We start from the raw sequence: 25,544 nt of genomic DNA on the forward strand, positions 1-25,544 counted from the left end.
AAATAATATATATGAATATTGCCTTACTAGATTCCATACATTATAATAATAGTAAATAAATACATTTGACGTTAAGTCAAAGGGGAGTAGCGTTAGGTGAACGAATGTGATTCACCTAAAACAAAGTCGTCATTTCGTGAAGCAATTCACCGGCTTTGTTGGCATAAAATGTCCAGCAAGACCTTTGCCCATATGGCAGAGGTCTTTTTGTTTTCATTGAAATCAAAATTTCCTGCCTGAGGGGATGTAAAAAATAAGGGAGGAAATTTGATGGAACTATCAATGATTTTAGAGTATGGATGGGTATTTTTAGTACTAGTAGGATTGGAAGGAATTCTTGCAGCAGATAATGCAGTTGTTATGGCTGTAATGGTTAAACATTTACCTGAAAAACTGCAGAAAAAAGCTTTGTTCTATGGATTACTAGGAGCGTTTATTTTCCGTTTTGCAGCTTTGTTTGCAATAACATTTCTTGTAAATGTATGGCAAATTCAAGCTATTGGAGCTGCATATTTAATATACCTATCAATTCATCATATAATTAAAAATAAAAATAAAGAAAAGGCAAAAAAGACCGTGAAAAATGGTAATGGTCAATCGTTTTGGATGACTGTTCTAAAAGTAGAAATTGCAGATATCGCATTTGCAATTGATTCAATGTTAGCAGCTGTTGCTTTAGCTGTAACATTAAGACCGACTGGATGGTTTCAAGTCGGGGGAATAGACGGGGGACAATTTACAATTATGCTTTTAGGAGGCCTCGTCGGTGTTGTCATTATGCGTTTTGCAGCTACGACATTTGTAAAACTATTAGCAAAATATCCTACGCTTGAAACAGCTGCATTCTTAATCGTTGGCTGGGTTGGTGTGAAATTATCGATTTTCACTTTATCTCACCCAAATGTATCTATACTAGACGAACATTTTCCAGAGTCTACTGCTTGGAAATTGATATTTTGGATCGTATTAATTGGGATTGCTCTAGGGGGATATTTGATATCTAAGAAAAAAGCTGTTCACAATAGTCAATCTGCAAATTTATTCAATTAATCGAGAGAGGAAGCTGAATTCCATTATCAGCTTCCTCTTTATGTTTTAATGCTGTTTGCCACTCAATTGTGCTTGAGCTTGCTGCACTAATCTTTTTGTTATTTCTCCACCGACTGATCCATTAGCTCTTGAAACTGTATCTGAACCAAGTGTTACTCCGAATTCTTGGGCGATTTCATATTTAACTTGATCTAAATATTGTTCTATTCCAGGAACAAGCAATTTATTACTGCTTTGATTAGCCATTTGAATTCTCTCCTTTTAAATTAATTTACATCGTGCTTATAGTATGAACTTAATTATAAAAAGCATAACTGGTAAATCCATCTCTAAAAACTGAAAAATGGTATGATGGTAAAGCATGATAGGATGGATAAAATGTATGTTTTTCTTTTCAATATAGTATTTTTTCTTTAATATAGAAGAATGATGTTACGTTGGGGGATAATAAAAGGCATGAAGCACTTAAAGAAACATTCGCTGACTAGGCTAACGCCATTCCGGATCCTGGTTACATATTACATTTTAACGGTTGCTTTTTCGGCAATTCTTTTAAGCCTTCCGTTTGCACGAAAACCTGGTGCAGAATGGTCATTTATGGATGCTGTATTTACTGCGGCAAGCTCTATTAGTGTAACGGGGTTATCAACTGTAAACATCTCTGAGACTTTTACAACCCCTGGTATTTTTCTTTTGATGTTTGTCTTGCAAATTGGTGGAATTGGCATTATGACCATCAGTACATTTTTTTGGCTATTATTAGGGAAAAAAGTTGGACTGATGCATAGGCAATTAATTAGAACTGATCAAAATCAGATTAATCTTTCAGGTCTCGTTGCGCTATTAAAACAAATTATTTATATCATTTTAATTATTGAACTTTTTGGTGCATTAGTGCTTGGGACGTACTATATGAAATATTTTTCTACATGGCAGGAAGCACTATTACAAGGACTATTTGCTTCCATCAGTGCTACAACAAATGCCGGATTTGATATTACAGGGCAATCACTTATCCCATTTGCCCGAGATTATTTCGTTCAATTTGTGACAATGATATTAATTGTATTAGGAGCAATTGGTTTTCCAGTATGGATTGAAGTGAAAAGATTTTTACTTCATAAGGATGAAAAGATTCGATTTCGTTTTAGCCTTTTTACTAAAATTACGACTACCACATATTTTTTACTTTTAATCATTGGAACAGTCGTTATTGTTGCAATTGAATTTAATCATTTTTTTGTTGGAAAGTCGTGGCATGAATCATTTTTCTACGCTTTATTCCAATCTACGACGATGAGAAGTGCGGGATTGCTTACGCTAGATGTAAATCAATTAAGTGTTTCAACAATTCTCTTTTTATCATTTCTAATGTTTATTGGAGCATCTCCAAGTTCTGTAGGTGGCGGAATTCGAACAACAACATTTGCTCTGAATATTCTGTTCCTCTTTCACTTTGCAAGAGGGCGTTCATCAATTAAAGTGTTTCAACGAGAGATTCACCAAAATGATGTTATCAAATCTTTAGTTGTTTTAATGCTTGCAGTGATATTAACCGGGTTGTCCATTTTATTATTATCCATAACTGAAGATGCTAGCCTTATCTCCATTATATTTGAAGTTGCATCTGCATTCGGTACTTGTGGAGCTTCGATGGGCATCACTCCTTACTTAACTGATTTTGGTAAAACAATATTAATATTGCTTATGTTTATTGGAAGAATTGGCATTTTATCCTTTTTATTCATCATGTCAAGTAATGAGAAAGAGCCGGGCTTCCATTATCCAACAGAAAGAGTCATTATTGGGTAAGTTATACTATGATTTTTCTTTAAATAGATTTATCATGTTTTTATAAAGACAACAGGAGGGTTTATTATGGGAAACAAAATTAGAATTGGGATTACTGGTTATGGAAACTTAGGCAGAGGAGTAGAAGCATCAATAAAGCAAAATCCTGATATGGAACTTGTAGCTGTGTTTTCCAGGCGTGACCCAGCAAGTGTAACTGTTGCAGATCAAAATGTTAAAGTACTTCCAATCACTTCGGCAGAGGATTATAAAAACGATATCGATGTAATGATATTGTGTGGTGGATCTGCTACAGATCTACCTGAACAAGGTCCGGAATTTGCAGCACACTTTAATACAATTGATAGTTTTGACACACACGCCAAAATTCCTGAGTACTTTGATTCAATGGACAAAGTTGCGAAATCTTCTGGAAAAGTTAGTATTATTTCAGTCGGGTGGGACCCAGGGATGTTTTCAATTAATCGTCTTCTCGGAGAAGCAATTTTACCAGAAGGAGAAACATATACCTTTTGGGGAAAAGGCCTAAGTCAAGGACATTCAGATGCTGTAAGAAGGGTAAATGGGGTAAAAGCCGCAGTTCAGTATACTATCCCAATTGAAGAAGCTGTGAATCGAGTAAGAAGTGGCGAAAACCCTGTCTTGTCAACTAAAGAAAAACACTTAAGAGAGTGCTTTGTTGTTGCTGAAGAAGGCGCGGATCTATCTGAAATCGAAAAAACAATTAAGGAAATGCCACATTATTTTTCTGATTATAATACAATTGTAAACTTTATTAATGAAGAAGAATTTCGTGTAAATCATTCAAAAATGATGCACGGTGGATTTGTTATAAGAAGTGGGGAAACGGGTGAGGGCAATAAAGAAATCATGGAATTTTCTTTAAAGCTTGATAGCAATCCAGAATATACTGCAAGTGTTCTAACGGCTTATGCTAGAGCTGCATATAAGCTTAGTACAGAGGGACAGGCGGGAGCTAAAACGGTATTTGACGTTCCACCTGCAATGCTTTCTCCAAAATCACCTGAACAATTAAGGAAAGAGCTTTTGTAATTTGGAATTGAAATTCTTTTGTTTTTACAGATATTATTAAAACAAGCGCAATATCCAAAAACGGATATTGCGCTTGTTTTGTTAAAAATCATGGATGATTTTCTTCTTTAACTGACAGTTTTTTTCTGAACGATAATTGTATCCAATGGATAAATGGTTGGACTTCCATCTGCTGGTTCGAAATAAATTATTCCGAAAGAGGTTTGAGGAATAATGTTTCCAGTTTGCTGATACGTTTTTATGCAGAAAGGAAAAACCTCAATCTGAGTATGCTTATAAAGCTCTCGTTCATTTAAATTCAAATCGTTCATGAATTTTCCTTCTTTAATAAGCTCTTCGTAAAGTTCAGCACGAGTTTTGCGCTCAACTATATCATCCCACCATGCTTTTCTAGGTTTATATCGTCTATTTATTAAATAGTCATATTTCATTAGTCCCTCTGCCAAGTCAGAATCCTTTATGTTCTTTTCAGAAAGAAATTGTTTTAGTCGAGTGAACAAATCTTCTAATTGGTGTCCTATTCGCGACCAATTTTGTTTTTCCCAATACGTTCCAAATTCTTGGAAGAAATCAAACGGAGTATCAAAGCTCTGGGAAGTAAGAAATTTAACTGTTCGATCCATCCTATGATCGTTCCAATATTTTTCTAATACATCTTCAACTTGCTTGATTCTAATAATATCATCAAAATCAATAACATTATTACCTAAAATTTCATAAGGTGCGTGATCCATATACGTGTAGCCAAAGTGTTTTGCAGAAATTCTTAATCCAGTTCCACGAAGCATTTTCAAAAATCCAAGCTGTAATTCCTCTGGCTCTAGCTCAAACACATCATTGAATGTTTTCCGGAAGGAATCATAATTTTCTTCAGGAAGGCCAGCAATTAAATCCAGATGCTGTATGATTTTTCCGCCTTCTTTGACCATCCGTACAGTCCTCGTTAATTTTTCAAAGTTTTGTCTTCTTTTAACTAATTCATTTGTCAAATCATTGGTCGATTGTACACCAATTTCGAAGCGGAAAAGTCCTGCAGGTGCTTCCTTATTTAAAAAGTCGATGACTTCCGGTCTCATTATATCTCCTGTAATTTCAAATTGGAAAACAGCCCCAGGTCTTCGCTCATCAATTAAAAATTGAAACATTTCCATCGCATAGCTTCTACTGATATTGAAAGTTCTGTCGACAAATTTAATTGTTTTCGCACCGTTATCCAATAAGTACCTAATATCTTCCTTAATTTTTTCGCGATTAAAATATCTTACTCCAACTTCTATAGAAGAAAGACAAAATTGGCAGCTGAAAGGGCAACCCCGACTTGTTTCAATGTAAATAACTCGTTTCGACAAATGAGGAATGTCTTCTTCAAATCTGAAGGGAGATGGCATTTCACGTAAATCAACTTTGTTACGAACTGGATTAATTACCGGTTTTCCATCCTTCAAGTATCCAATTCCAAGTACTTTATCCAATTCCATATTTCCGTTTAACTCATCCAGCAGTTGTTTAAACGTTTCTTCGCCTTCACCTATAACGATATAGTTAATTTCAGGCAATCTGTTGAGCCAGTGAATGACGTCATAAGAAACTTCGGGTCCACCAAGGACAATTTTTACATCTGGCATGATTTTACGTATGATTTCAATGACTTTGATCGTCTCTTCAATATTCCATATATAACAGCTAAAGCCAATCAAATCAGGTTTTTTATTGTATAAATCTGTCACAATATTTAATGTTGGGTCTTTAATCGTATATTCCGCAAGCTCCACGTCATAATCTGGTGCTGCGTATGCTTTTAAATAGCGAATAGCTAAATTCGTGTGAATATATTTCGCATTTAAAGTACTTGCGATGATTTTCATTTATTTTGTTGCTCCTTTTATCAGTATCAATCTTTCTTATTTTACAAGACTTATTATAAAACCTCAATGACCGGAGATAGAACAAAAGCGCTATCCCCTGTTTAGCGACCTACAAACCTAAAGGATGTAGCGGTTTAGTAAACGTTTATTTTTAGGGTTCTGACGAAATAAAAAAAACATGGTGACCCATGAAAAGAGAAAGGCACTTGAAAGATGAAGAAAAGCTAAAAACGCAACGTCCTGATGCGGGTTAATACTTCCTGCTCCTAGACGCTAGGCGAGCCGATATTGACTTGGTGAAGGAAGAAACCAAAAGTTATGGAAGTCGCTAGGTGCCCCGGATCTAAAAGCATAGTTATTTCTTATGAAATGAAAAAGCGGGCAGATTTATTCGCTCTGCCCGCGAGGTTCACCAATATTTTCTTTAAACTTGCCAAATGTCCTTTTCCAACGAGACCATTTTAATTCGATGATTGGTTGTGTTGCTGTTGTGACAATTTTACTAGATAAGAGAAACGTTAGTAATAAGGAAACGATTAATAAAATAATGATTGTTTTCGAATCGTATAAATATGACTCAATTGTGCTTCCTCTAAAAGCGCGGACTATAAATCCATGAAGTAAATAAACATAAAGTGTATTTCTTCCCAATTTTGTAAAAAAGAATTTTCTTCTTGGAACAAAGGCGAAGAAACTAGCAACCATGAGGAAATTAATTGTATAAATACCAATTCGTTTGATGAATCCAATAGTTGAAAAAGTTTCTAAATAACTATACGGTTTTGAACCTAATAGCCATTTCTCATCTAGTTCCGGAAAAATGATAATTACCAAAGTAACTATTAAAATAGCCCCTGCCATTAAAACTTTTGTTTTAGATTCCGATAATAAATGGAAATGCTCCTTTTTGATAAAGTAGCCTACGATGAAAAAGGGGAAAAATACAAATGTTCTTGAAAGGCTAAGGTAATTCGAAATCCAATCTACATATCCGACTATCAGTCCGATAAACAATGCTAAACTGACAGCATATACAGGTTTCATTTTATTAAATCCAATCAGCATTATATTCCAGCAAAATAAACTTATTAAGAACCAAAGGGACCAGTGTGGATTTAAAAAATCAATGGTCAACATTGATTTGCTATATATTACATAATAAAAAACAGAGTAAATTACTTGGAAAATGAGATATGGAATGATTAACTTTTTTGTGATTTTCATAATATAGCCTTTTTCATAAATTCCTTTTGCAAAGTATCCTGATATAAGAATAAAGGCTGGCATATGGAAGGTATAAAGTAATTTATAGAGAGTAGAGAAGAAAGTATTGGAATCTATATACGATTGGATAAGATGACCGAAAACAACCAAAAAAATCAATAAAAACTTCGCATTATCAAAATAGTAATCTCTTTTCGCCATAACTATCACCAGTTTCATAGTTGTTGGCGTTATTTTACCCTGAAAATACGAAAAGTAACATTACGTTTTATTATCGATTGTATGACAATGACAAATTTTTTAGTCAATTGTTAAGAAATGGTGACATCTTTCAAAAAGAATGTCTAATTTTGCGAATCCATTTACAATTGAGAATAATGTTGAGATAATGACATAGTTGAGTTTTAAGGTCAATATATGGGGGAGAACAGGAAATGTATGGGAGAAATAAAGAAAAAGCACTATTTTTAATAAGAATTCAAGAAAAACGTGAAAAAATGTGTCTATTCGGTAAAGTTTATGGATTAAATTCAGCTAAGACAATTCAATGCAGTCAAGAGCTAGATTCTCTGCTAAACGAATATTATCGACTTTTTCAATCTAACAACAAGAGAAAATCGGTTACTGCACCGCGAATGACTGTTGCTAATACTTATGTCAGACACCATTCACTTCCATATGCAAAATAAAAAGGATTAATGCACGCGTAAGTCGAATAGTATTATGAAAGAAAAATAAAGTAGGAGAGGAATGAATTTATGGGTAAAGCAGCATTACAATTATACTCCGTAAGAGAAGCCGCTCAGAAAGATTTTCTTGGTACAGTACAAAAAGTTGCTGATATGGGGTACGATGCAATTCAATTTGCCGGATATTTTGATACCCCTGCTCAAGAATTAAAGCGTGTTCTTGATGACAAAGGGATCACTGTTGCAGGAAGCCATATTATGTTTGATGCTTTTAAAAGCGGGCAAATTATTGAAACGTTTAAATATAACCGAGAAATTGGCAATGATTTATTAATTGTCCCAGCTATTGGACCTGATTATCGTGATAGTGAAGATGCATGGAAAAGAACAGCTGAAGAATTTAATAAAATTGGACAAGCCTGTAAAGAAGAGGGCTTTACTTTTGCCTATCACAACCATAATTTTGAATTTGAAAAATTTGGTGATACTACTGGATTTGATCTTCTATTCGGAAATACTGATCCTGACTTAGTAAAAATAGAGCTTGATTGCTATTGGGCAACCTTTGCAGACTTAGACCCACTTGACCTTATTAACCAGTACGGCAATCGAATTGTATCACTTCATCTTAAAGATATGACTGTAGAGAACGGTAAGAAGAGAAGTATTGAAATCGGTTCAGGAAGCTTGGATATTGAAAGTTTAATTAATATCGGTACAAGAAATGACGTAAGATGGTTCATCATTGAACAAGAGCAGTTTGATGGTGATCCTATGGAAAGTTCAAAAATAAATATTGAGAACTTAAAAAAATTAATGAACAAATAAGCATATCACTTGAACTCCGATTATTTTTTAGTCGGAGCTTTTTCATAATAATACATTTTATAAAGTCACTAAATTTGATTCGGGGTTTCATTTATAGTTCTTGGGATCATCGGCGCTAGGTTAAAAAATCTGAGTCGCTAAAATTCTAATAATAAGCTTTTGGAGCCTCGGATCATTTGATTGAAGAAGTTAGCGGTAGTCTGCACTTTTCTTACGTAATAATATATTATGGAGGTTATTGAATAATGAGCTATGAAGTTGAGTTAATCCTTGATGTCAAAGCTGAACTTGGAGAAGGACCTTCTTGGGAAGCTGATTCTAACGTTTTATACTGGGTAGATATTCTAGGAAAATGCATTTATACATATGAACCTGCAACAGGCAAAACTGGAAAAATTCAATTAGAAGAGCATGTTGGAGCAGTTGTGCCTAAAAAGGGTGGAGGTCTTGCAGTTGTTCTACAAAGTGGATTTTATGAAATCGATTTACCTTCAGAGAAATTGACAGCGATTGCAGATCCAGAGGAGCATTTACCAAATAATCGATTTAATGATGGAAAATGTGATCCTAAAGGAAGGTTCTGGGCTGGAACAATGCCTTATGATGGCGAGAAAGGGAGAGGGAATTTTTATGTTCTTGAACCAAATGGTCAAGTTAAGAAGGTATTGGATAATATAACTTGCTCCAATGGAATAGCTTGGAATCCCGACTTTACAAGTATGTATTATATTGATACCCCAACTATGCAAGTGGCTGCATTTGATTATGATCTTGAAACAGGGGAGATATCAAATAGAAGAGTGGCAGTGCAAATCCCAGGAGGAATGGGTGCTCCAGATGGAATGACATCTGACGTCGAAGGAAATCTTTGGGTAGCACATTGGGGAGGTTACCGGGTTACAATATGGAATCCAAATACAGGAGAAATGTTGGACTCTATTCCAGTACCTGCACCACAAGTAACTTCTTGTGTGTTTGGTGGTGAAAATATGGATGAGTTATATATAACAACAGCCAGAACGGGTTTGAGTAGAGAGATACTGGAGAAATATCCTCATGCAGGAAGCCTATTTAGAGTAAAAACGAATACTAAGGGATCTTCCACATATAAGTTTGGAAATTAAGAGACTAGAATGGTCATAAATGGGTAAACTGTCCAAAGAAAATCGAAGGAGGTTTACCATATGGAAGATCATATTATGTCCTTAAAGAATAAAGTAGCCATTGTAACAGGAGCTGCGTCAGGTATTGGTGCTGCATCAGCAATCAGACTTGCAAAATCAGGTGCATCCGTAGGACTGCTAGACCTTAAAGAAAAGAAAGCGGAAAAGGTAAAACTAGAAATAGAGCAGTTTGGTGGTAAAGCAATTATTATGGATGTTGATTTATCCGATCCAGAGCGGGTAGAAAACTCAGTTAATCAGGTAGTATCAGAATTTGGACGTCTTGATATTGTATTTGCAAACGCTGGAATAAACGGGGTTGTTACTCCTATTGAAGACTTTGCCCCAGACGATTGGGATCAAACCATCTCTACTAATTTAAAAAGTACATTTTTAACTGTAAAATATTCTATCCCTCATTTAAAGAAAGATGGAGGGAGTATTATTATTACAAGTTCAATCAATGGAAATCGAAAATTTTCTGGAATAGGAATGTCTGCATATAGTAGTTCAAAGGCTGGTCAAATGGCATTTGGAAAGATGGCCGCACTTGAACTAGCAAAATATAAAATCCGAGTGAATATTATTTGCCCTGGAGCAATTGAAACAAATATCGGAGAAAATACCCATCCAAATGAAGAAAAGCTAAAAAAAGTGCAAATCCCTGTAGAATATCCTGAAGGAAGTCACCCTCTAGAGGATCGACCTGGTCAACCCGAACAAGTTGCCAATCTAATTCACTTTTTAGCATCAGATGCATCCAATCATATATCAGGTTCAGAAATTTACATTGATGGAGCGGAAACGTTGTTATAAACAAAAAAACTGTCCAAAACCATTTAAACTGCCCCGTAAAAGTTAGACACTGATCTAATTTTTACGGGGGGTTTTTTATGGCAAAATTATCAGTTGAACAAAAAATCCAAGTGGTTAAAAGGTATGTAAATGGACCTGAACCCATGAATGAAATTGCTTCACATATAGGTGTTTCAAAAAGGTCATCAGTGAAGGGGTCGTATTTATCAAGAAAATGGCATAGAGGCATTCTTATATAATGCAGTCATAGAAAATTTCTTTTGCTTATTAAAGTCTAAGCCACTTTATCTATAAGAATTTGAGAGCATGGAGCATTTCGAGAAGGAACTGGAAGAATATATTTACTATTATAATAACAAACATATGTAGGCAAAATAAAAAAGACCTAAGCCCGGTGGAATACCGAACTCAGGTCCTTCAAGCAGCCTACATACATATGTCTAACTTTCTTGGGTCAGATCATTACGGTTGGACAGTTTTTTCAATTATTCAGCGGTAACTAATGATATTTCATTCTCAGTTAATACAGCTTTCAAATTCTTTTCCTCAGGATGATCGAGAATATAGTCGGCAATTTTATCTTCCAATTGTTCCTGAATAATTCTACGAAGGGCCCGAGCACCAAAGTTTGGATGATAGCCAAGTTCTACTAATTTTTCTTTTACCTCATCTGTAACATCAAGTCTCATTTCTTGTTCAGTTAAATTATGTTCAAGTTCATTTAGTAGAAGTTGAATAATCGACAATAAATGGCTTTTTTCAAGCTTATTAAATTCAATAATGTTGTCGAAGCGGTTCAAAAATTCTGGTTTGAAAAAGGAACCAAGTGAGTCAAGAATATTTGATTCTTTCACAATATCGCTTTTACCAAAACCAACTTGTATTTGTTTTCCACTGCTTGTACCAGCATTGCTTGTCATGATGATGACTGTATCCTTGAAGCTTACTGTTCTTCCTTGACTATCAGTAAGGCGTCCGTCCTCAAGAATTTGCAGGAACATATGCTGTACATCTGGATGAGCTTTTTCGATTTCATCCAAAAGAATAATGCTATATGGATTCCTGCGAACTCTTTCAGTTAATTGTCCAGCTTCTTCATGGCCTACATAGCCAGGAGGGGAGCCAATTAATTTTGAGACACTATGTTTTTCCATATATTCACTCATATCGAGACGGATTAAAGCATCCTTTGTTCCAAATAGTTCTTCGGCCAAACTCTTTGTTAATTCTGTTTTACCAACACCAGTAGGACCAACAAAAAGGAAGGAGCCAATTGGACGATTTTTTGCTTTTAATCCTGCTCGGCTACGACGAATTGCTTTAGAAACTTTATTTACAGCCTCATCTTGACCAATTACTTTTTTTGCAAGGTTTTCTTCAAGATGTTTCATTTTTAACTGCTCATCGCTTTGAAGTTTTCCGACGGGAATCCCTGTTTTGAATTCAATAATTTCTTGAATATGATTTACTTCAACGATAGGCATTTCATTAATGGTTTGATCATTTAATGATTTTTCCAGACGTAACTCTTCGTCTCGAAGCTTTGCAGCAAGTTCATAGTTTTCTTCAGATAGCGCTGCTTGTTTTTCTTGATCAATTTCTGCAATACGTTGCTGAACATCTTCATATTTAGGCGATTTCATTGTTAAGTTTAATTTGGATCCAGCTTCATCCATTAAATCAATCGCTTTATCTGGCAAATAACGATCTTGAATGTATCTGCTTGAAAGTTCCACACTAGCCTTAATGGCAGCATCACTGTACTTAACTTGGTGATAGTTTTCGTATTTTTCTTTTAAGCCTTGTAGAATTTCTATCGACTTTTCAATTGAAGGTTCACCAACTTGCACAGGTTGGAAACGTCTTTCAAGAGCCGCATCTTTTTCGATCTGTCTATATTCCTTTAAAGTAGTAGCACCGATTACTTGAAGTTCACCTCTAGCAAGAGCTGGTTTTAGAATATTGCCCGCATCCATTGATCCTTCAGCAGATCCAGCACCAACAATGAGATGGATTTCATCAATAAATAATAAGATGTTCTTTCGTTCCTGCAGCTCTGTAATAAGCTGCTTCATTCTTTCTTCGAATTGACCGCGAATACCAGTGTTCGCTACAAGGGAAGCAACATCAAGCAAGTATATTTCTTTATTTTTTAGCTTAGCAGGAACGTCTTTTTCAATTATTTTTAAAGCAAGACCTTCCGCAATAGCAGTTTTACCAACACCAGGCTCACCAATCAATACCGGATTGTTTTTATTTCGGCGGTTAATTATTTCGATGACTCTTTCGATTTCCTTTTCACGGCCAATAACGGGATCAATTAATCCTGATTTTGCTGCATCATTAAGATTGCGGCCAAATTGATCAAGAAATCCATTATTTTTATTATTAGTTTTTGTTTTTACTTTGTTATTTATATGATTTTCGTGATTAGAGAAACCTTTGAAAAAATCTTCAAATCCACTTGGACCTTGCATTTGTGCATTTATTTTTTCTTTTTCCATTGCATAGCATTCAGAACATAAAGGTAATGTCTGTTTATGACCATTAATATTTAAGTGGAGTTGAATGTTTGCATGATTGGTTTGACATTTACTGCATAACATGAATATCAATCCTCCAATTTGATTTTGACTAACTTTGACCAATGAATTAAAAATAAGAGGTTTAAATAGGATAATTGATTGACCTATTTTGACCTTATATTGCTATTATACACTGACCTTTATTGACTTTCAACTATTTTATTTATATTTTTTGGATTTTTTTTAGTTTGATTACATATGGTGTAAAAGGGTTAAAAAAGCGGAAGAGGGGCCAATGTATTGAAAAAATGGACAGGCGCATTGCAAGTGGCTGCAGTATATGTGGGTACTGTTATTGGTGCCGGATTTGCGACAGGAAGGGAAATTGTTGAGTTTTTTACTCAATATCGTTTTTGGGGTTTTATCTCTATCTTAATTGCTGGCTATTTATTTATTTTATTAGGGACAAAAATAATGTTAAAGGCCATTGATATCCAAGCTACTTCGTTTGAACAGTTCAATGAATATTTATTTGGAAATATACTATCAAAAATCATGAACGCATTTACTATGATTATGTTATTAGGTGTTTGCGCAGTTATGCTGTCTGGAGCTGAAGCTCTTTTTACAGAACAGCTGGGATTTTCTAATACAGTAGGCTCGATTGTCACCATTTTTCTAGCTTTATTTGTCATGGCAGTTGGTGTAAAAGGACTATTTGCAGTTAATACATTTGTTGTTCCAATGTTAATTTTATTTAATTTCATTCTTTTGTTTAAGTCGATTGAAAGTTACGAATTAGTAACTTCATTATTTAATATACCAGAAGGGAATATTAGTATAAAAGCAATCATAGCCGCGTTTTCTTATGCTGCGTTTAACCTTGCACTTGCTCAAGCTGTCCTTGTACCAATTGCTGTGGAAATTAATATGAAAGCAATTGTGAAGCTTGGTGGATGGATAGGTGGAGCGATCCTCACCATCATTTTAATTTCGAGTCATATAATTTTGACATCACTTCCTAATCCAAGTCTTTTTGATATTCCGATGGCAGTTATAGTAAAAGGTGCTGCAAGTAGCATTTATTTTATCTATTTACTAATTATTTTTGGAGAAATCTTCACATCATTGATAGGAAATATGTACGGTTTGGAACGTCAAATAAATCGCTATGTTTCTTTGGGGAGTCTTTGGATACACGCGGGCATTATTGTTTTAGTTTTTATTATAAGTAGAGTAAATTACGGCGAATTACTTGGAATCTTATATCCCTTTTTTGGATATGTGAGTTTGATTTTTTTGTTTATTCTATGGATGAAGCCTATTTCAGGCAATGAAAAAAGCGGCTAATTAGATAGCCGCTACAGACTCGATGAATCTATAAAAATTCAAACTTCTATTTCTTTTCAATTGTTTCTGCCATTTTTAAGAAGGGATCTAAATAATTTTGCTCTTTTGTAGTAAAGACCGTTAACTTTAGGATAAGGTTATCCTTTTCCAATAAATAAGCAGTAACGAGTTCAACATCCTTCTCTGCTTGATATATATGTGCATTTTCCAACCAAGGAGAGTTCTTTACTTCTAATTGCGTTACTTCGGAATTAACAGCTGTTAACTGTTCTTTGATTGTCGAAACAGCATCATCCATATTTGTTTCGGATGGAAGAATTTCAATTCTCATAAAATGACGGTCATTTTCTTTTAAATAGAGTACATCTTTATTAGGTTCCTCAGCAGTCAATTCAAATTCCGGCAAAATATATAGTGAATAGTCCTGTTGATCGCTAGAGCGTAAAAAAGCAGTATCTTCCTTTTTTTCCTTATTCACTTCATACGTTAAATTCATTTCAAATAATCTTATTTTATCTGATGTATCCTCTTGCTCATCTTCTTTCACTTCTTCGTTAATCACTTCAGTGTTATCTTTATCTGTCTCCTCAACTATTTTTTCCTCTTTGGCAGGGGAACTTTTTTCTTCCTGATTTCCTCCTGCGCCACTACCATTTGTTAGATTAGCCTCCCTACCGGTAGTTCCGCATGCAGCTAGTAATAGTATTGCTAAAAAACAAGTAGCTACGATTTTTATTGATTTCAACATCTTAACTTCCTCCTTAAGTAATATTCCTTTGTCTTGTTAGACGATAGTGTAAAAAAAAACGTTACACCGTATTAAAGTACATATACATTATTATTGTAACGAAAATTAAATTTTCTTTGTTATGAAGTTAACTAAGAGAGAGGGAAGAAAACTAGAAGGAGTATATCAAAAACCAAATGAGAAACAATTAATAAAGGCATACTTCGTTTCCACGCGTACAAAATCCCCCAAACTAATCCACTTACAAATGCTGCGACAATGAGTATGAAATATCCAGTAAGACAAAAAGCAATAGCATTGAGAAAAGCAGAAGCCAGTATAGCTTTAAGGATACTCATTTTTTTCATTAATCGTTTTAAGATGAATCCTCTCCAAAATATCTCTTCACCAGGAATGATGATTAAAAACAGCACAAAATAATGCCATATCCATTCGAGAGAGAATCTGGTGTATAACTTTGCCACTTGCGAATTAAAGGATTTAGGTAAAAAGGAAATTAACCAATTGCCTGCAGCAAATAATAGATATAAGGCCACTCCTGAAAGAATTCCTATGGATAAATATTGTATAGTTGAAACTTCATCGTCCAGTTTTTCATTAATGATTGCAAAGCTTATTAAAAACAGCATTGTTGCTGTATATAAATACCAAAATACTTGTTTGCTTTCAAAAGATAAGTAAATTAAAAATAATGCCATCAAAAATCCAATTACTAGTTTCCAATCTATAATGTTCTTTTTCATCATGTCTTCCTTTCCTGTGAAGTGTCCAAACTTTAAGAAAAGCGCAAGGCGCCAGTATATCGGCGATAAGCAAATGTTCTGATTGCAAAAGTTGTTCTATGACTTTTAGCGAATCAGTTTATTTGACACCGAGCCGATGGCGCCTGAAGCTGGACAACTATAGCCTAAGTTTCAAAAAATAGATATTATAAAATTATATACTATATTTTCTCATAAAAAAATAAAATGCAAGCGTATCGCTTGCATTTAAACGTTTACAGATTCTTGAATGATTTTATAATTTTTATGATTTACAACCGTTTTTTCTTCTAAATCAAAGTCCCGATAATTTTCCATATACGTTAAATCTACAATGACAGAGTTTTCATTTATTTTTTCTACAATTCCTTGAAGACCATCCCTAAATTCAATGATGTTCCCAACCTCAGCAATTTTCATATGTTTCTCCCCCTTGCTATTCATCTATGACTAGTATTATTTCAAAGGTGTGAAATGCTTTTTTAATAATTCTTAAAACGTTACATATATGTATGTTTTAATATTTGTGTTTGTAAAGTATCAGCGCTACTTACTACTAACTTCCTAACATTTTATTTATATATTTGTAAGGCGCTTACACTTTTCTTATATAATGCACTATTTTATTTTAAAGTGCAAGATGAAATACACAATAGATGAAAAAAGAGGTAAAATATAGAAATACGTAAAAAGTAGACAAATATTGTAAAATTGTGATATTGAGGAGGAAAAAACTTGCTTACAAAACTAAAACAATTAAAGGATGAAGTTTCCAAAATACTTATTGGGAGAGAAACGGAAATTGATCTACTAATTATTTCTTTGTTACAAGGTGGACATGTATTATTAGAGAGCGTTCCGGGGACTGGAAAAACATTATTAGGAAAAACGTTTGCGAAAAGTATCAATGGAGTGTTTAAGAGAATTCAATTTACGCCCGATGTCCTACCAAGTGATGTAAGTGGAATACAATACTTTAATCCTAAAACGAAGGATTTTGAACTTAGACCCGGTCCGGTAATGACGAATATATTGTTAGCTGATGAAATTAACCGTGCTACTCCGCGTACTCAATCGAGTTTATTAGAAGTAATGGAGGAAAAACAAGTAACGATTGATGGGGAAACAATAAAAATTCCTTATCCTTTTATGGTAATTGCAACTCAAAATCCTGTTGAAACTCAGCAAGGTACATTCCATTTACCTGCAGCCCAATTAGATCGTTTTTTCATGAAGTTAAATGTACAATATCCTAGTTACGAAGAAGAATTAGAAATGATTCGCAGGTTTCGTGAAACAGACCCTTATAATGAGGTTGAGGCAGTTTTAACACCTGAGGATATTTTAAGTATGAGTAATGCAGTTAGAAAAATTATAGTAAATGAAGATATTGAAAAATATATATTAGCTATTGTACGTCATACAAGGGATCATGCAGACATTGAACTTGGAGCGAGTCCGAGAGCTGCATTGGCACTAATTCGAGCAAGTCAAGGTGCAGCTTTTTTAAAGGGAAGAGATTATGTAATTCCTGATGATGTAATGAATATAGCTCAAGCTGTTTTGGCACATAGACTACATATTACGATAGAGGCTTCACTTACACAAACAGCAGATGTCATTTTTAGTGAGATTTTACAAAGTGTTGAAGTACCTGTAGAGGCAAATGCAACATGAAACAATGGTTTCGAAATCCCAGTCCATCTAATAGGGTTTTAAATTATTTGCCCCATATTTTATTACTTTTAATCATTATCTCTTTTTTTGCTAATCAAATAATGATGATGTTTATTTTTCTTACTAGTCTAATGATTTTAAATATCCAATCATACTATATTAAAATTGTGGGTAATCGATTAGATTTAATAGTTGTAAAAGAAAAAAACTTTCTCGTTGTTGATGACGAAGGAAATTGGAAAATAACGTTAGTGAATACAGGTTTTCCTATTCTAAAAGCTAATTTTACAATTACTTTCGATGAGTCGGTGACTCCGCTAAATGCACCCTACAATAAAACTAATGGACTTATAGAAGTTATAATACCTTTTTTTATTTGGAAAAACGAAGAAAAGGAGATTGTCATTCCCGTTATTGCAAACAAAAGAGGGAAATCCCAAATCCGAGAAGTAACTGTAAGAATACCACATTTATTTGGAAGCGGGTATGTAGATCTTGAATACCAAAATCATATTCCTTCACAGATTCTTGTTTATCCGCGAAGAAATTTAGTACACATAAGAGATTTTGTTTTTATTAATAAACAAGGATTGCAAGACGTGAAAACCTCGTTATTTATAGATACGATGCAGCCAATAGGGGTAAGAGATTATACAGCAGGAGACCCATTTCAACATATACACTGGAAAGCAAGTGCCAAACTGCAAGTTTTACAATCAAAAGTTTTTTCCTCAATCGCGTCGCGTGGATGGCTGATTATAATGAATATTTCTGAATATTATTCCATTAATGCGAAATTAGAAGAAATGATAGGTCAGACTGCTTTTCTAATTGATTATGCCTTAAAAGAAGAAATACCATTTTCATTAGCTGTAAATGTAAGATCTTTTGGAAATACACCTTTTTATTATTTACAGGAGGGCTTTGGGTCAAAACATCGGCAAGCAGCTTTCGAATTGCTTACAGTATTATCATTTTCTTCGCTATTGTTTCCTCCAAATCAGATGCTAAGTCAATTAAAAAAGGAAAATCTGCCTTCAGTAGTCATATTTATAGGTTCTGAAACGGTTGACATACAAAAAGCATTGTTAGATCTTTCTTCAACAGGACGATCCATCTATGAAGTGGAAAATGTACATAATAAGGGAGTTTTAAGGCAATGGAGACAAAAGAATTTAGCAGTATGATGAATCTTGGCCATTCCCAATGGGGAATTATTAGAAGCTTCTTGTTAAAGGCGGTTTTTGTCAGTTTAATTGTGTCTCCTGTGCATTTGAAAGAGTCAATATTTATAACGGTTGCCTGGCCATTTTTACTATTGGTCATTATTGGTTGTGCAATTGTAATGAGCTTTCAATTTATAAATGCAAAAGGGTTTATGTTTAATTTTCTCTTGTTTACTGTACCTACTATTCTTTTGTTAAGTATATTTTTCCGTTTGCCTTTTTGGCTCTTTCTTTTCTCAGTTTTTTTTCTTTTCTTCGTATTAAAGAAGGAAATGGAGAACTATTCTTATGATTTTATTGATGGTGGGGAGAGTCTATTAGTCCTAACTGTCGTAATATCAATTGTCATTTGGTTTATCGCTGCTATTTTTTCATTACCATTTTTATATCCTGTACTTTTACTTGTACTGCTTCAGTTTATAGTTTTTTCGTTCGGAACCTTTATAAAGAGATATCGAGAAAGCGGAGCCGGAAATAATAAAAAGTCACTCTTTTTCAAATTTTCTTCCGGAGTGATCGGAATTCTAGCTATAGGATTTTCTACAGCTTATCTTTTGGCAACCTACTTGAGAAAGCTGTTTGACCAGTTACTTTCATTATTTGCAAATACACTGACTTTCATTAGTGAACGAGTTTTTCCAACAAAACCAATCTTAAATCAAGAATTAGAGCAAAAACAACTTATATTACCTGGAGGAGAAACAGGAGTACTGGATGTCGAAAATGTTTTAAATTTGCAGAGTTCTAAAGTTTTGAATGTCATTGTCATGTTTATCATTTTCATAATCGTTTGTCTTGTCGCTCTATATGTATATAAAAATGTTAAAAATTATAAGCGGCAATCTATTGATTCATATTCACCTTCCAATGGTTTTTTCTCATATATCTCGCCATTTATTGAAAGAAAAGGGATTAATCCTCGATATAGTGATGTAGATAATGAGATTAGAAAAGCAATAAGGTCACTTGAAAAATACGCAAATAAAAGGGATTTGGGTCGCTATTCAAATGAATCATTAAGAGAATGGATTAGTAGAATCGGTGTATCAATGTCTAAAGAATCCGTTACTATTTATGAAAGTGTGAGATATGGAAGTGTACAGGCAACAACTATGGAAATTAATCTTTTTTTAAAAGATATGAACACAGTAAAAGGGAAATTAGGAGAAATAAGTAAAAAAATGAAAGAATAATGGTGCAATAGTTGGGTATATATTTTTTTAAGTGCATTTTTGGTGCTCAACCATTGACGAATCACCTAAAATTGGCTACTTTTGTATTAGGAAGCACAATAAATTTTTGCTTTGGGAAAAGGAGACGATTAAGAATGATTGAAAAACAATTTACAGTAACGTCTGACACAGGAATTCATGCAAGACCTGCTACAATGCTAGTACAAACTGCAAGCAGATTTTCATCTGATGTTCAACTAGAATACAAGGACAAAAAAGTTAATTTAAAATCAATTATGGGTGTAATGTCGCTTGGAATCGGCAAAGGGGCTAACATTACAATCAGTACAGATGGAAACGATGAAGAAGAAGCAATGGCTGGAATTGAGGAATTGTTCCAAAAAGAAGGACTTGCTGAGTAATGTCCACTATTTTAAAGGGGATAGCAGCATCTAGTGGAATTGCCATCGGAAAAGCATATCGGCTAATAGAGCCGGATCTTTCATTTAGTAAAACCGCTATCTCTAATGCTGATGATGAAATCAGCAGGCTTCATTCGGCAGTAAATTCTGCCAAAGCGGATCTAGAAGTAATTCGGGGGAAAGCATTAGTAGATCTAGGAGAAGATAAAGCGTCGATATTTGATGCTCATCTCCTAGTATTAAGCGACCCCGAATTATTAACATCCATTGAGGATAAAATCAGAATGGATATGAAAAATTGCGAAAGCGCTTTAAAAGAAACAACGGACATGTTCGTTTCCATGTTTGAACAAATGGAAAATGAATATATGAAAGAGCGAGCGGCAGATATAAAAGACGTGTCAAAACGAGTAATGGCTCATTTACTCGGAGTCAAGCTACCAAATCCAGGCTTAATTGCTGAAGAAGTAGTCATCATTGCAGAGGACTTAACACCATCTGATACTGCCCAATTAAATAAACAGTTTGTAAAAGGATTTGCCACTGACATTGGTGGGCGTACGTCACATTCAGCTATCATGGCACGCTCGATGGAAATTCCTGCTGTGGTAGGTACGAAAAGTGCATCAAACGCGATTGAAAATGGCGATATAATTGTTGTAGATGGACTTCATGGCGAAGTACATATTAATCCAACACAAGAAGTCATTAAAAAATATGAAGATGAATTAAGAAGCTTTGAGATGCAAAAGTTGGAATGGGCTCTTCTTAAAGACGAGGCAACCGAAACTCTTGATGGTAAGCATGTTGAGTTAGCAGCAAATATTGGATCTCCTCAAGACATTGAAAAAGTACTTATCAATGGTGCTGAAGGGGTAGGTCTTTATCGAACTGAATTTCTTTATATGGAAAGAAATCAGTTACCTTCTGAAGAAGAACAATTTGAGTCATATAAAACAGTCCTAGAAAAAATGAATGGTAAGCCTGTCGTAGTTCGTACTTTAGATATTGGTGGAGATAAACAACTCCCATATTTAAATTTGCCGTCAGAAATGAATCCATTCCTTGGTTTTAGAGCGATACGTCTTTGTCTCGAGGAACATGATATTTTTAGAACACAGCTTCGAGCTTTATTACGAGCTAGTGCGTTTGGAAATTTAAAAATCATGTTTCCAATGATTGCAACTCTTGATGAATTTCGTTCAGCGAAGGCATTATTGCTTGAAGAAAAAGAAGCTCTTGTTGAAAATGGAATTTTGGTAGCAGATGACATTGAACTAGGTATCATGGTAGAGATTCCATCTACAGCTGTTTTAGCAAACCAATTTGCGAAGGAAGTTGACTTCTTCAGTATCGGTACGAATGATTTAATTCAATATACAATGGCCGCTGACAGAATGAACGAACGTGTTTCGTATTTATATCAACCGTATAACCCTGCGATTTTGCATTTAGTCAAAATGGTTATAAATGCAGCGCATAATGAAGGGAAATGGGCCGGCATGTGTGGCGAGATGGCCGGAGACGAAATTGCGATTCCAATTCTTCTTGGTTTAGGATTAGATGAATTTTCCATGAGTGCTTCATCTATATTGAAGGCAAGAAGTCTAATTAAAAAGCTTAGCCAAAATGAAATGAAACAACTAGCTGAGGAAGCATTAGGAATGCAAACGGCTAACGAAGTAATGGATCTCGTTAAAAATAAAATTTTGTAACAAATTTGTAATATGTTTTATGTGTATATTTTTGAAAAGGGTGGTATAGAATAATAATCATGATTGATATGACGATCTCCTAGTCATTTCATTCTCATTTTTCCCCCTTTTTTTTGCCGGACAAATTGTCTGGCTTTTTTTTTGAAATTTAATTGGAACGATAAAGAATAGGTGTGATTAGTCTAAATTGAGGAAAAAAGTTTTATAAAGGTAAGCGATAGATTTTGTATAACCAAATAACTTTAAAATATATATGTGTTGGAGGCGTCATTCAATTTAAGAAAAACCTAAGAAAAGCGATAATTCTTTTTATAGGTACTTCAAACGTATGCAATTCTATTTAGGTAAATATTTTAATTTGAAATTAGTATAAAAGTAAGTTTTATTTAATGTTTTTTTTTGACTATTTTATAGAATTGTATCATAGACAATGTTGACGTAAAGTGCTAGTATGGTAGTATCTCAGAAGAACTTAAAAATAAAAACAACTTACAAAGATATCAACTATTAATCGTGTGAATTATGATAATATTTCTTTAAAGGAATAGATTTTGTTATTCAGTTAAGTTATGGGTATTTTTACCGGTAAAATAATATAGAGTAGAGATTTTATTAATAACTAGAAAAGGTCTGAGGTGAAAAATATTTATTCCTAAAAAAGATAGCGTTTTCAATCAATGTCCATAAGAATGACAAGGTGCAACTATTTTAATAAATTATGTAAGAGGTGAATAATATGATAAAAGTGGCAATTATCGGTAGTGGGGCTATTGCTCCATCTCATATACAAGCCTATTTACAATTTACAGAAAGATGTGAAGTTATTGCTATTTGCGATATTTATCCTGAAAAAGCAAGAAAAACAGCAGAAAAGTTTCAATTAGAATCAGAAATATATGATAATTACATAGAGATGCTCAAGAGTACAGACATAGATTTAGTTTCCATTTGTACACCACCATACACTCATGCGGACATGGCTATTGATTGTCTAAATGCCGGGAAGCACGTGCTTGTTGAAAAGCCGATGGCGTCTTCGTTGGAAGAATGTGATCGGATGATTGAAGCGGTTGAAAAAAACAAAAAGATTCTTTCAGTCGTCGCCCAAAATCGTTTTAGGACTCCAATGATGAAACTAAAAAAAGTACTAGATTCTCAGTTAACAGGTCAAATTGTCCATACACAAGTCGATTCATTTTGGTGGAGAGGTCATAGCTATTATGATCTATGGTGGAGAGGAACTTGGGAAAAAGAAGGAGGTGGCTGTACTTTAAATCATGCTGTTCACCATATTGATATTTTTCAATGGATGAATGGAATGCCTAATGAGGTTACCGCTGTAATGAGTAATACCTCACATGATAATGCGGAGGTTGAAGATATTTCAATCGCTATTTGTAAATATAACAATGGAAGTCTTGCTCAAATTACAAGTTCTGTTATCCACCATGGAGAGGAGCAGCAGTTAATTTTCCAAGGTAAAAATGCCCGTGTTTCTGTTCCTTGGAAAGTAAAGGCTTCCCAATCACAAGAAAATGGCTTTCCATTAGATGACCTGCATTTAGAAAAGAAAATTACAGAATTATATTCTAGTCTTCCTGAAGTGGAATATGAAGGACATCCAGGTCAGATAGATGATGTCTTAACTGCAATTGAGGAAAATGACGAAGTATTAATCAGCGGGAAAGAAGGCAGACAGACTCTAGAATTGATTACAGCAATCTATCAATCTGCAAGTCTAGGCGGTACTGTTAAACTACCATTAGATAAATCATGTCCATTTTATACGAGAGAAAGTGTAATGAAAAATGCCATTCATTTTTATGAGAAAAAAACAAGTGTAGAGAATTTTACGGATAATAAGATTTCAACAGGCGGTAACTATTGAGGAGGAATGAACACATGAACAAAAATGACGGAATGAATTACGCTCCAAAAGGAACAAAATTAAAAAAAGTAGTCGATAAGGGAGAATTCTTATTTGCTGCCATTGGTTTAGATCATGGGCATATTTATGGTATGGCAAATGGACTGATTGAAGCTGGTGGAGAACTTGTGGCTGTTTACGATCCGGATCCTGAAAAAGTAAAAAAATTTTGTGATGCATATCCAAACGTACAAGCGGCTGAATCTAAGGAAGAGATATTAAATGATCCGTCTATTCATCTTATTGCCTGTGCAAGCATTCCTTCAGACCGGGCTGGTGTTGGATTGGAAGCAATGGATCACGGTAAGCATTTCTTTGTAGATAAGCCAGCATTCACAACATTAGAGCAATTGGAAAAGGCCAAACAGAAAACAGCCGAAACAGGATTAAAATGGGGCATCTATTACAGTGAAAGATTACATGTAGAGAGCTCGATATTTGCAGGTCAACTTATAGAAGAAGGTGCAATAGGAAAGGTTGTTCAAGTAATGGGGACAGGTCCTCACAGAGCAAATGTTCAAAATCGACCTGACTGGTTCTTTGATCCTAAATATTACGGAGGAATATTATGTGATATAGGCAGCCATCAAGTCGAGCAATTTTTATTTTTTGCAGGTGCAAAAGACGCTGAAGTTTTACATAGTAAAGTAGGAAATTATCATTATCCTCAATACGAAAAATTTGAAGACTTTGGAGATGCCACTCTAGTAGCAGATAATGGAGCGACTTTCTATTTCAGGGTTGATTGGTTTACTCCAGATGGGCTAGGTACATGGGGAGATGGAAGAGTATTGATACTTGGAACAGAAGGCTATATAGAAGCGCGAAAATATATTGATATTGCTCGCGATTCTAGTTCTGACCACGTTTACTTAGTAAATAAAGACGGAGAAAAGCATTTCGAATGTGCTGGTAAAGTAGGTTTTCCATTTTTTGGAGAGTTCATCCTAGACTGCCTAAACGGCACGGAGAATGCGATGCCGCAAGTTCATGCTTTTAAAGCTGCGGAATTATGCATAATTGTACAAGAAAAGGCAATGAGAATACAAACGAATGGCCAAATGCTTCATAAATAGGAGAAATGATCATGATCGAAATAATCGGAGTACATCATATTAGTTTATCAGTTACTAATTTAGAAGAATGTAAACATTTTTATGGGAACATTCTTGGCTTAGAGGAAATAAAGAGACCAAATTTTAATTTCAACGGTGCTTGGTATCAAGTTGGTCATCAACAGCTTCATTTAATTGTGCATCCTGAGGCAAATACATTAAGAAAAATAGAACAAGTTGATACGAAGGACGGACATTTAGCGATAAGAGTTGCTGATTATAATGCTGCTGTTAAACAATTAAAGGAACATAACGTCCCATTGATGGAAAACCACGGTTCGAAAAGTGGGTTTGTCCAAGTGTTTTGCCTAGATCCGAGTAATAATCTTATTGAATTAAATATCGATAATGCAGATAATATAACTTAAGCCGTAATTCTTTCGGCTTAGTTTTTTAAACAATGTAT

Annotated in this window: 24 protein-coding genes, 1 pseudogene and 1 riboswitch; of the genes and pseudogenes, 18 read left to right on the top strand and 7 right to left on the bottom strand. The window is 34.4% G+C overall.

The features are described 5' to 3' along the window. The first annotated feature begins 69 nt into the window (after positions 1-69). A riboswitch (yybP-ykoY riboswitch) is annotated at positions 70-238 on the top strand. A gap of 32 nt (positions 239-270) precedes the next feature. Then, complete coding sequence (locus MT489_RS01150) at positions 271-1,050, top strand: TerC family protein (protein ID WP_244679674.1); 780 nt, start codon at positions 271-273, stop codon at positions 1,048-1,050. A gap of 45 nt (positions 1,051-1,095) precedes the next feature. On the opposite strand, the gene MT489_RS01155 is transcribed toward MT489_RS01150, so the two are convergent. Then, positions 1,096-1,296, bottom strand: coding sequence for an alpha/beta-type small acid-soluble spore protein (locus MT489_RS01155; RefSeq protein WP_244679675.1), 201 nt, complete (start codon positions 1,294-1,296; stop codon positions 1,096-1,098). 210 nt (positions 1,297-1,506) lie between these two features. On the opposite strand from MT489_RS01155, the gene MT489_RS01160 reads away from it, so the two are divergent. Then, positions 1,507-2,862, top strand: a complete 1,356-nt coding sequence (locus tag MT489_RS01160) for a TrkH family potassium uptake protein (RefSeq protein WP_244679676.1) — start codon at positions 1,507-1,509, stop codon at positions 2,860-2,862. A gap of 66 nt (positions 2,863-2,928) precedes the next feature. Then, the gene (locus tag MT489_RS01165; protein WP_244679677.1) at positions 2,929-3,915 is read left to right on the top strand and encodes a diaminopimelate dehydrogenase; all 987 of its coding nucleotides are present in this window, start codon (positions 2,929-2,931) and stop codon (positions 3,913-3,915) included. Positions 3,916-4,022: 107 nt separating this feature from the next. On the opposite strand, the gene MT489_RS01170 is transcribed toward MT489_RS01165, so the two are convergent. Continuing rightward, a complete protein-coding gene (locus MT489_RS01170; protein WP_244679678.1) occupies positions 4,023-5,780 on the bottom strand; it encodes a B12-binding domain-containing radical SAM protein in 1,758 nt (585 codons plus the stop codon). 387 nt (positions 5,781-6,167) lie between these two features. Beyond that, the gene (locus tag MT489_RS01175) at positions 6,168-7,205 is read right to left on the bottom strand and encodes an acyltransferase family protein (protein ID WP_244679679.1); all 1,038 of its coding nucleotides are present in this window, start codon (positions 7,203-7,205) and stop codon (positions 6,168-6,170) included. Between the two features lie 233 nt (positions 7,206-7,438). Here MT489_RS01175 and MT489_RS01180 point away from each other — a divergent pair, with 233 nt between their 5' ends. The 6 genes and pseudogenes from MT489_RS01180 to MT489_RS01205 all read left to right on the top strand — a co-directional run. Further along, a complete protein-coding gene (locus MT489_RS01180; RefSeq protein ID WP_244679680.1) occupies positions 7,439-7,693 on the top strand; it encodes an aspartyl-phosphate phosphatase Spo0E family protein in 255 nt (84 codons plus the stop codon). A gap of 69 nt (positions 7,694-7,762) precedes the next feature. Continuing rightward, entirely contained in the window at positions 7,763-8,521 is a 759-nt protein-coding gene (locus MT489_RS01185) for a sugar phosphate isomerase/epimerase family protein (RefSeq protein ID WP_244679681.1), read from the top strand. A gap of 245 nt (positions 8,522-8,766) precedes the next feature. Beyond that, positions 8,767-9,645, top strand: a complete 879-nt coding sequence (locus MT489_RS01190; protein ID WP_244679682.1) for an SMP-30/gluconolactonase/LRE family protein — start codon at positions 8,767-8,769, stop codon at positions 9,643-9,645. A gap of 75 nt (positions 9,646-9,720) precedes the next feature. Then, entirely contained in the window at positions 9,721-10,500 is a 780-nt protein-coding gene (locus MT489_RS01195; protein WP_244680598.1) for an SDR family oxidoreductase, read from the top strand. A 77-nt stretch (positions 10,501-10,577) separates the two neighbouring features. Continuing rightward, a complete protein-coding gene (locus tag MT489_RS01200; protein ID WP_244679683.1) occupies positions 10,578-10,739 on the top strand; it encodes a hypothetical protein in 162 nt (53 codons plus the stop codon). Continuing rightward, positions 10,732-10,927, top strand: a pseudogene (locus tag MT489_RS01205) (IS3 family transposase); the annotation flags it as partial. The gene MT489_RS01200 and the pseudogene MT489_RS01205, both read left to right, overlap by 8 nt. Before the next feature lie 58 nt (positions 10,928-10,985). On the opposite strand, the gene MT489_RS01210 reads toward MT489_RS01205, so the two are convergent. Continuing rightward, the gene (locus MT489_RS01210; protein ID WP_244679684.1) at positions 10,986-13,106 is read right to left on the bottom strand and encodes an ATP-dependent Clp protease ATP-binding subunit; all 2,121 of its coding nucleotides are present in this window, start codon (positions 13,104-13,106) and stop codon (positions 10,986-10,988) included. A 219-nt stretch (positions 13,107-13,325) separates the two neighbouring features. On the opposite strand from MT489_RS01210, the gene MT489_RS01215 reads away from it, so the two are divergent. Next, positions 13,326-14,375, top strand: a complete 1,050-nt coding sequence (locus MT489_RS01215; RefSeq protein WP_244679685.1) for a YkvI family membrane protein — start codon at positions 13,326-13,328, stop codon at positions 14,373-14,375. A 46-nt stretch (positions 14,376-14,421) separates the two neighbouring features. Here MT489_RS01215 and MT489_RS01220 read toward each other — a convergent pair whose 3' ends face one another. The 3 genes from MT489_RS01220 to MT489_RS01230 form a co-directional block, all read right to left on the bottom strand. Beyond that, positions 14,422-15,123, bottom strand: coding sequence for a hypothetical protein (locus tag MT489_RS01220; protein ID WP_244679686.1), 702 nt, complete (start codon positions 15,121-15,123; stop codon positions 14,422-14,424). Positions 15,124-15,254: 131 nt separating this feature from the next. Then, positions 15,255-15,866: a CPBP family intramembrane glutamic endopeptidase gene (locus MT489_RS01225; RefSeq protein WP_244679687.1), complete on the bottom strand. Its 612-nt coding sequence runs from the start codon at positions 15,864-15,866 to the stop codon at positions 15,255-15,257. Positions 15,867-16,112: 246 nt separating this feature from the next. Beyond that, positions 16,113-16,304 (bottom strand): YkvS family protein, encoded by a 192-nt coding sequence (locus tag MT489_RS01230; protein WP_244679688.1) that lies wholly within the window; start codon positions 16,302-16,304, stop codon positions 16,113-16,115. A 315-nt stretch (positions 16,305-16,619) separates the two neighbouring features. Between MT489_RS01230 and MT489_RS01235 the strand changes: the two genes are divergently transcribed. From MT489_RS01235 to MT489_RS01270, 8 genes are all read left to right on the top strand, one after another. After that, the gene (locus MT489_RS01235; protein ID WP_244679689.1) at positions 16,620-17,561 is read left to right on the top strand and encodes an AAA family ATPase; all 942 of its coding nucleotides are present in this window, start codon (positions 16,620-16,622) and stop codon (positions 17,559-17,561) included. Next, positions 17,558-18,748, top strand: a complete 1,191-nt coding sequence (locus MT489_RS01240) for a DUF58 domain-containing protein (RefSeq protein WP_244679690.1) — start codon at positions 17,558-17,560, stop codon at positions 18,746-18,748. The genes MT489_RS01235 and MT489_RS01240 overlap by 4 nt, the downstream gene beginning before the upstream one ends. Beyond that, the gene (locus tag MT489_RS01245; RefSeq protein WP_244679691.1) at positions 18,721-19,980 is read left to right on the top strand and encodes a hypothetical protein; all 1,260 of its coding nucleotides are present in this window, start codon (positions 18,721-18,723) and stop codon (positions 19,978-19,980) included. Before MT489_RS01240 ends, MT489_RS01245 begins: the two co-directional genes overlap by 28 nt. 134 nt (positions 19,981-20,114) lie before the next feature. Continuing rightward, a complete protein-coding gene (locus tag MT489_RS01250) occupies positions 20,115-20,381 on the top strand; it encodes a phosphocarrier protein HPr (RefSeq protein ID WP_280518460.1) in 267 nt (88 codons plus the stop codon). Then, on the top strand, positions 20,381-22,096 hold the full coding sequence (gene ptsP / locus MT489_RS01255; RefSeq protein WP_244679692.1) for a phosphoenolpyruvate--protein phosphotransferase: 1,716 nt from the start codon (positions 20,381-20,383) through the stop codon (positions 22,094-22,096). Before MT489_RS01250 ends, ptsP begins: the two co-directional genes overlap by 1 nt. A gap of 736 nt (positions 22,097-22,832) precedes the next feature. Continuing rightward, positions 22,833-23,984 carry a Gfo/Idh/MocA family protein gene (locus MT489_RS01260; protein WP_244679693.1) on the top strand — a complete coding sequence of 384 codons (1,152 nt, stop codon included), beginning with the start codon at positions 22,833-22,835 and terminating at the stop codon, positions 23,982-23,984. Between the two features lie 14 nt (positions 23,985-23,998). After that, entirely contained in the window at positions 23,999-25,099 is a 1,101-nt protein-coding gene (locus MT489_RS01265; RefSeq protein WP_244679694.1) for a Gfo/Idh/MocA family protein, read from the top strand. An 11-nt stretch (positions 25,100-25,110) separates the two neighbouring features. Continuing rightward, entirely contained in the window at positions 25,111-25,506 is a 396-nt protein-coding gene (locus tag MT489_RS01270; protein ID WP_244679695.1) for a VOC family protein, read from the top strand. Positions 25,507-25,544: the final 38 nt, after the last annotated feature.

Origin of the sequence: Lederbergia wuyishanensis (assembly GCF_022900255.1) — a bacterium.
GTDB lineage: Bacteria > Bacillota > Bacilli > Bacillales > Bacillaceae_C > Lederbergia > Lederbergia wuyishanensis.

Excerpts from the sequence above, each read along its gene's own strand:
- MT489_RS01200 (WP_244679683.1), top strand. The coding sequence starts at position 10,578 with ATGGCAAAATTATCAGTTGAACAAAAAATCCAAGTGGTTAAAAGGTAT.
- MT489_RS01265 (WP_244679694.1), top strand. The coding sequence starts at position 23,999 with ATGAACAAAAATGACGGAATGAATTACGCTCCAAAAGGAACAAAATTA.
- MT489_RS01155 (WP_244679675.1), bottom strand. The coding sequence starts at position 1,296 with ATGGCTAATCAAAGCAGTAATAAATTGCTTGTTCCTGGAATAGAACAA.
- MT489_RS01225 (WP_244679687.1), bottom strand. The coding sequence starts at position 15,866 with ATGAAAAAGAACATTATAGATTGGAAACTAGTAATTGGATTTTTGATG.
- MT489_RS01175 (WP_244679679.1), bottom strand. The coding sequence starts at position 7,205 with ATGGCGAAAAGAGATTACTATTTTGATAATGCGAAGTTTTTATTGATT.
- MT489_RS01170 (WP_244679678.1), bottom strand. The coding sequence starts at position 5,780 with ATGAAAATCATCGCAAGTACTTTAAATGCGAAATATATTCACACGAAT.
- MT489_RS01240 (WP_244679690.1), top strand. The coding sequence starts at position 17,558 with ATGAAACAATGGTTTCGAAATCCCAGTCCATCTAATAGGGTTTTAAAT.
- MT489_RS01180 (WP_244679680.1), top strand. The coding sequence starts at position 7,439 with ATGTATGGGAGAAATAAAGAAAAAGCACTATTTTTAATAAGAATTCAA.
- MT489_RS01160 (WP_244679676.1), top strand. The coding sequence starts at position 1,507 with ATGAAGCACTTAAAGAAACATTCGCTGACTAGGCTAACGCCATTCCGG.
- MT489_RS01150 (WP_244679674.1), top strand. The coding sequence starts at position 271 with ATGGAACTATCAATGATTTTAGAGTATGGATGGGTATTTTTAGTACTA.
- MT489_RS01220 (WP_244679686.1), bottom strand. The coding sequence starts at position 15,123 with ATGTTGAAATCAATAAAAATCGTAGCTACTTGTTTTTTAGCAATACTA.
- ptsP (WP_244679692.1), top strand. The coding sequence starts at position 20,381 with ATGTCCACTATTTTAAAGGGGATAGCAGCATCTAGTGGAATTGCCATC.
- MT489_RS01165 (WP_244679677.1), top strand. The coding sequence starts at position 2,929 with ATGGGAAACAAAATTAGAATTGGGATTACTGGTTATGGAAACTTAGGC.
- MT489_RS01195 (WP_244680598.1), top strand. The coding sequence starts at position 9,721 with ATGTCCTTAAAGAATAAAGTAGCCATTGTAACAGGAGCTGCGTCAGGT.
- MT489_RS01190 (WP_244679682.1), top strand. The coding sequence starts at position 8,767 with ATGAGCTATGAAGTTGAGTTAATCCTTGATGTCAAAGCTGAACTTGGA.
- MT489_RS01210 (WP_244679684.1), bottom strand. The coding sequence starts at position 13,106 with ATGTTATGCAGTAAATGTCAAACCAATCATGCAAACATTCAACTCCAC.
- MT489_RS01250 (WP_280518460.1), top strand. The coding sequence starts at position 20,115 with ATGATTGAAAAACAATTTACAGTAACGTCTGACACAGGAATTCATGCA.
- MT489_RS01230 (WP_244679688.1), bottom strand. The coding sequence starts at position 16,304 with ATGAAAATTGCTGAGGTTGGGAACATCATTGAATTTAGGGATGGTCTT.
- MT489_RS01245 (WP_244679691.1), top strand. The coding sequence starts at position 18,721 with ATGGAGACAAAAGAATTTAGCAGTATGATGAATCTTGGCCATTCCCAA.
- MT489_RS01270 (WP_244679695.1), top strand. The coding sequence starts at position 25,111 with ATGATCGAAATAATCGGAGTACATCATATTAGTTTATCAGTTACTAAT.
- MT489_RS01260 (WP_244679693.1), top strand. The coding sequence starts at position 22,833 with ATGATAAAAGTGGCAATTATCGGTAGTGGGGCTATTGCTCCATCTCAT.
- MT489_RS01185 (WP_244679681.1), top strand. The coding sequence starts at position 7,763 with ATGGGTAAAGCAGCATTACAATTATACTCCGTAAGAGAAGCCGCTCAG.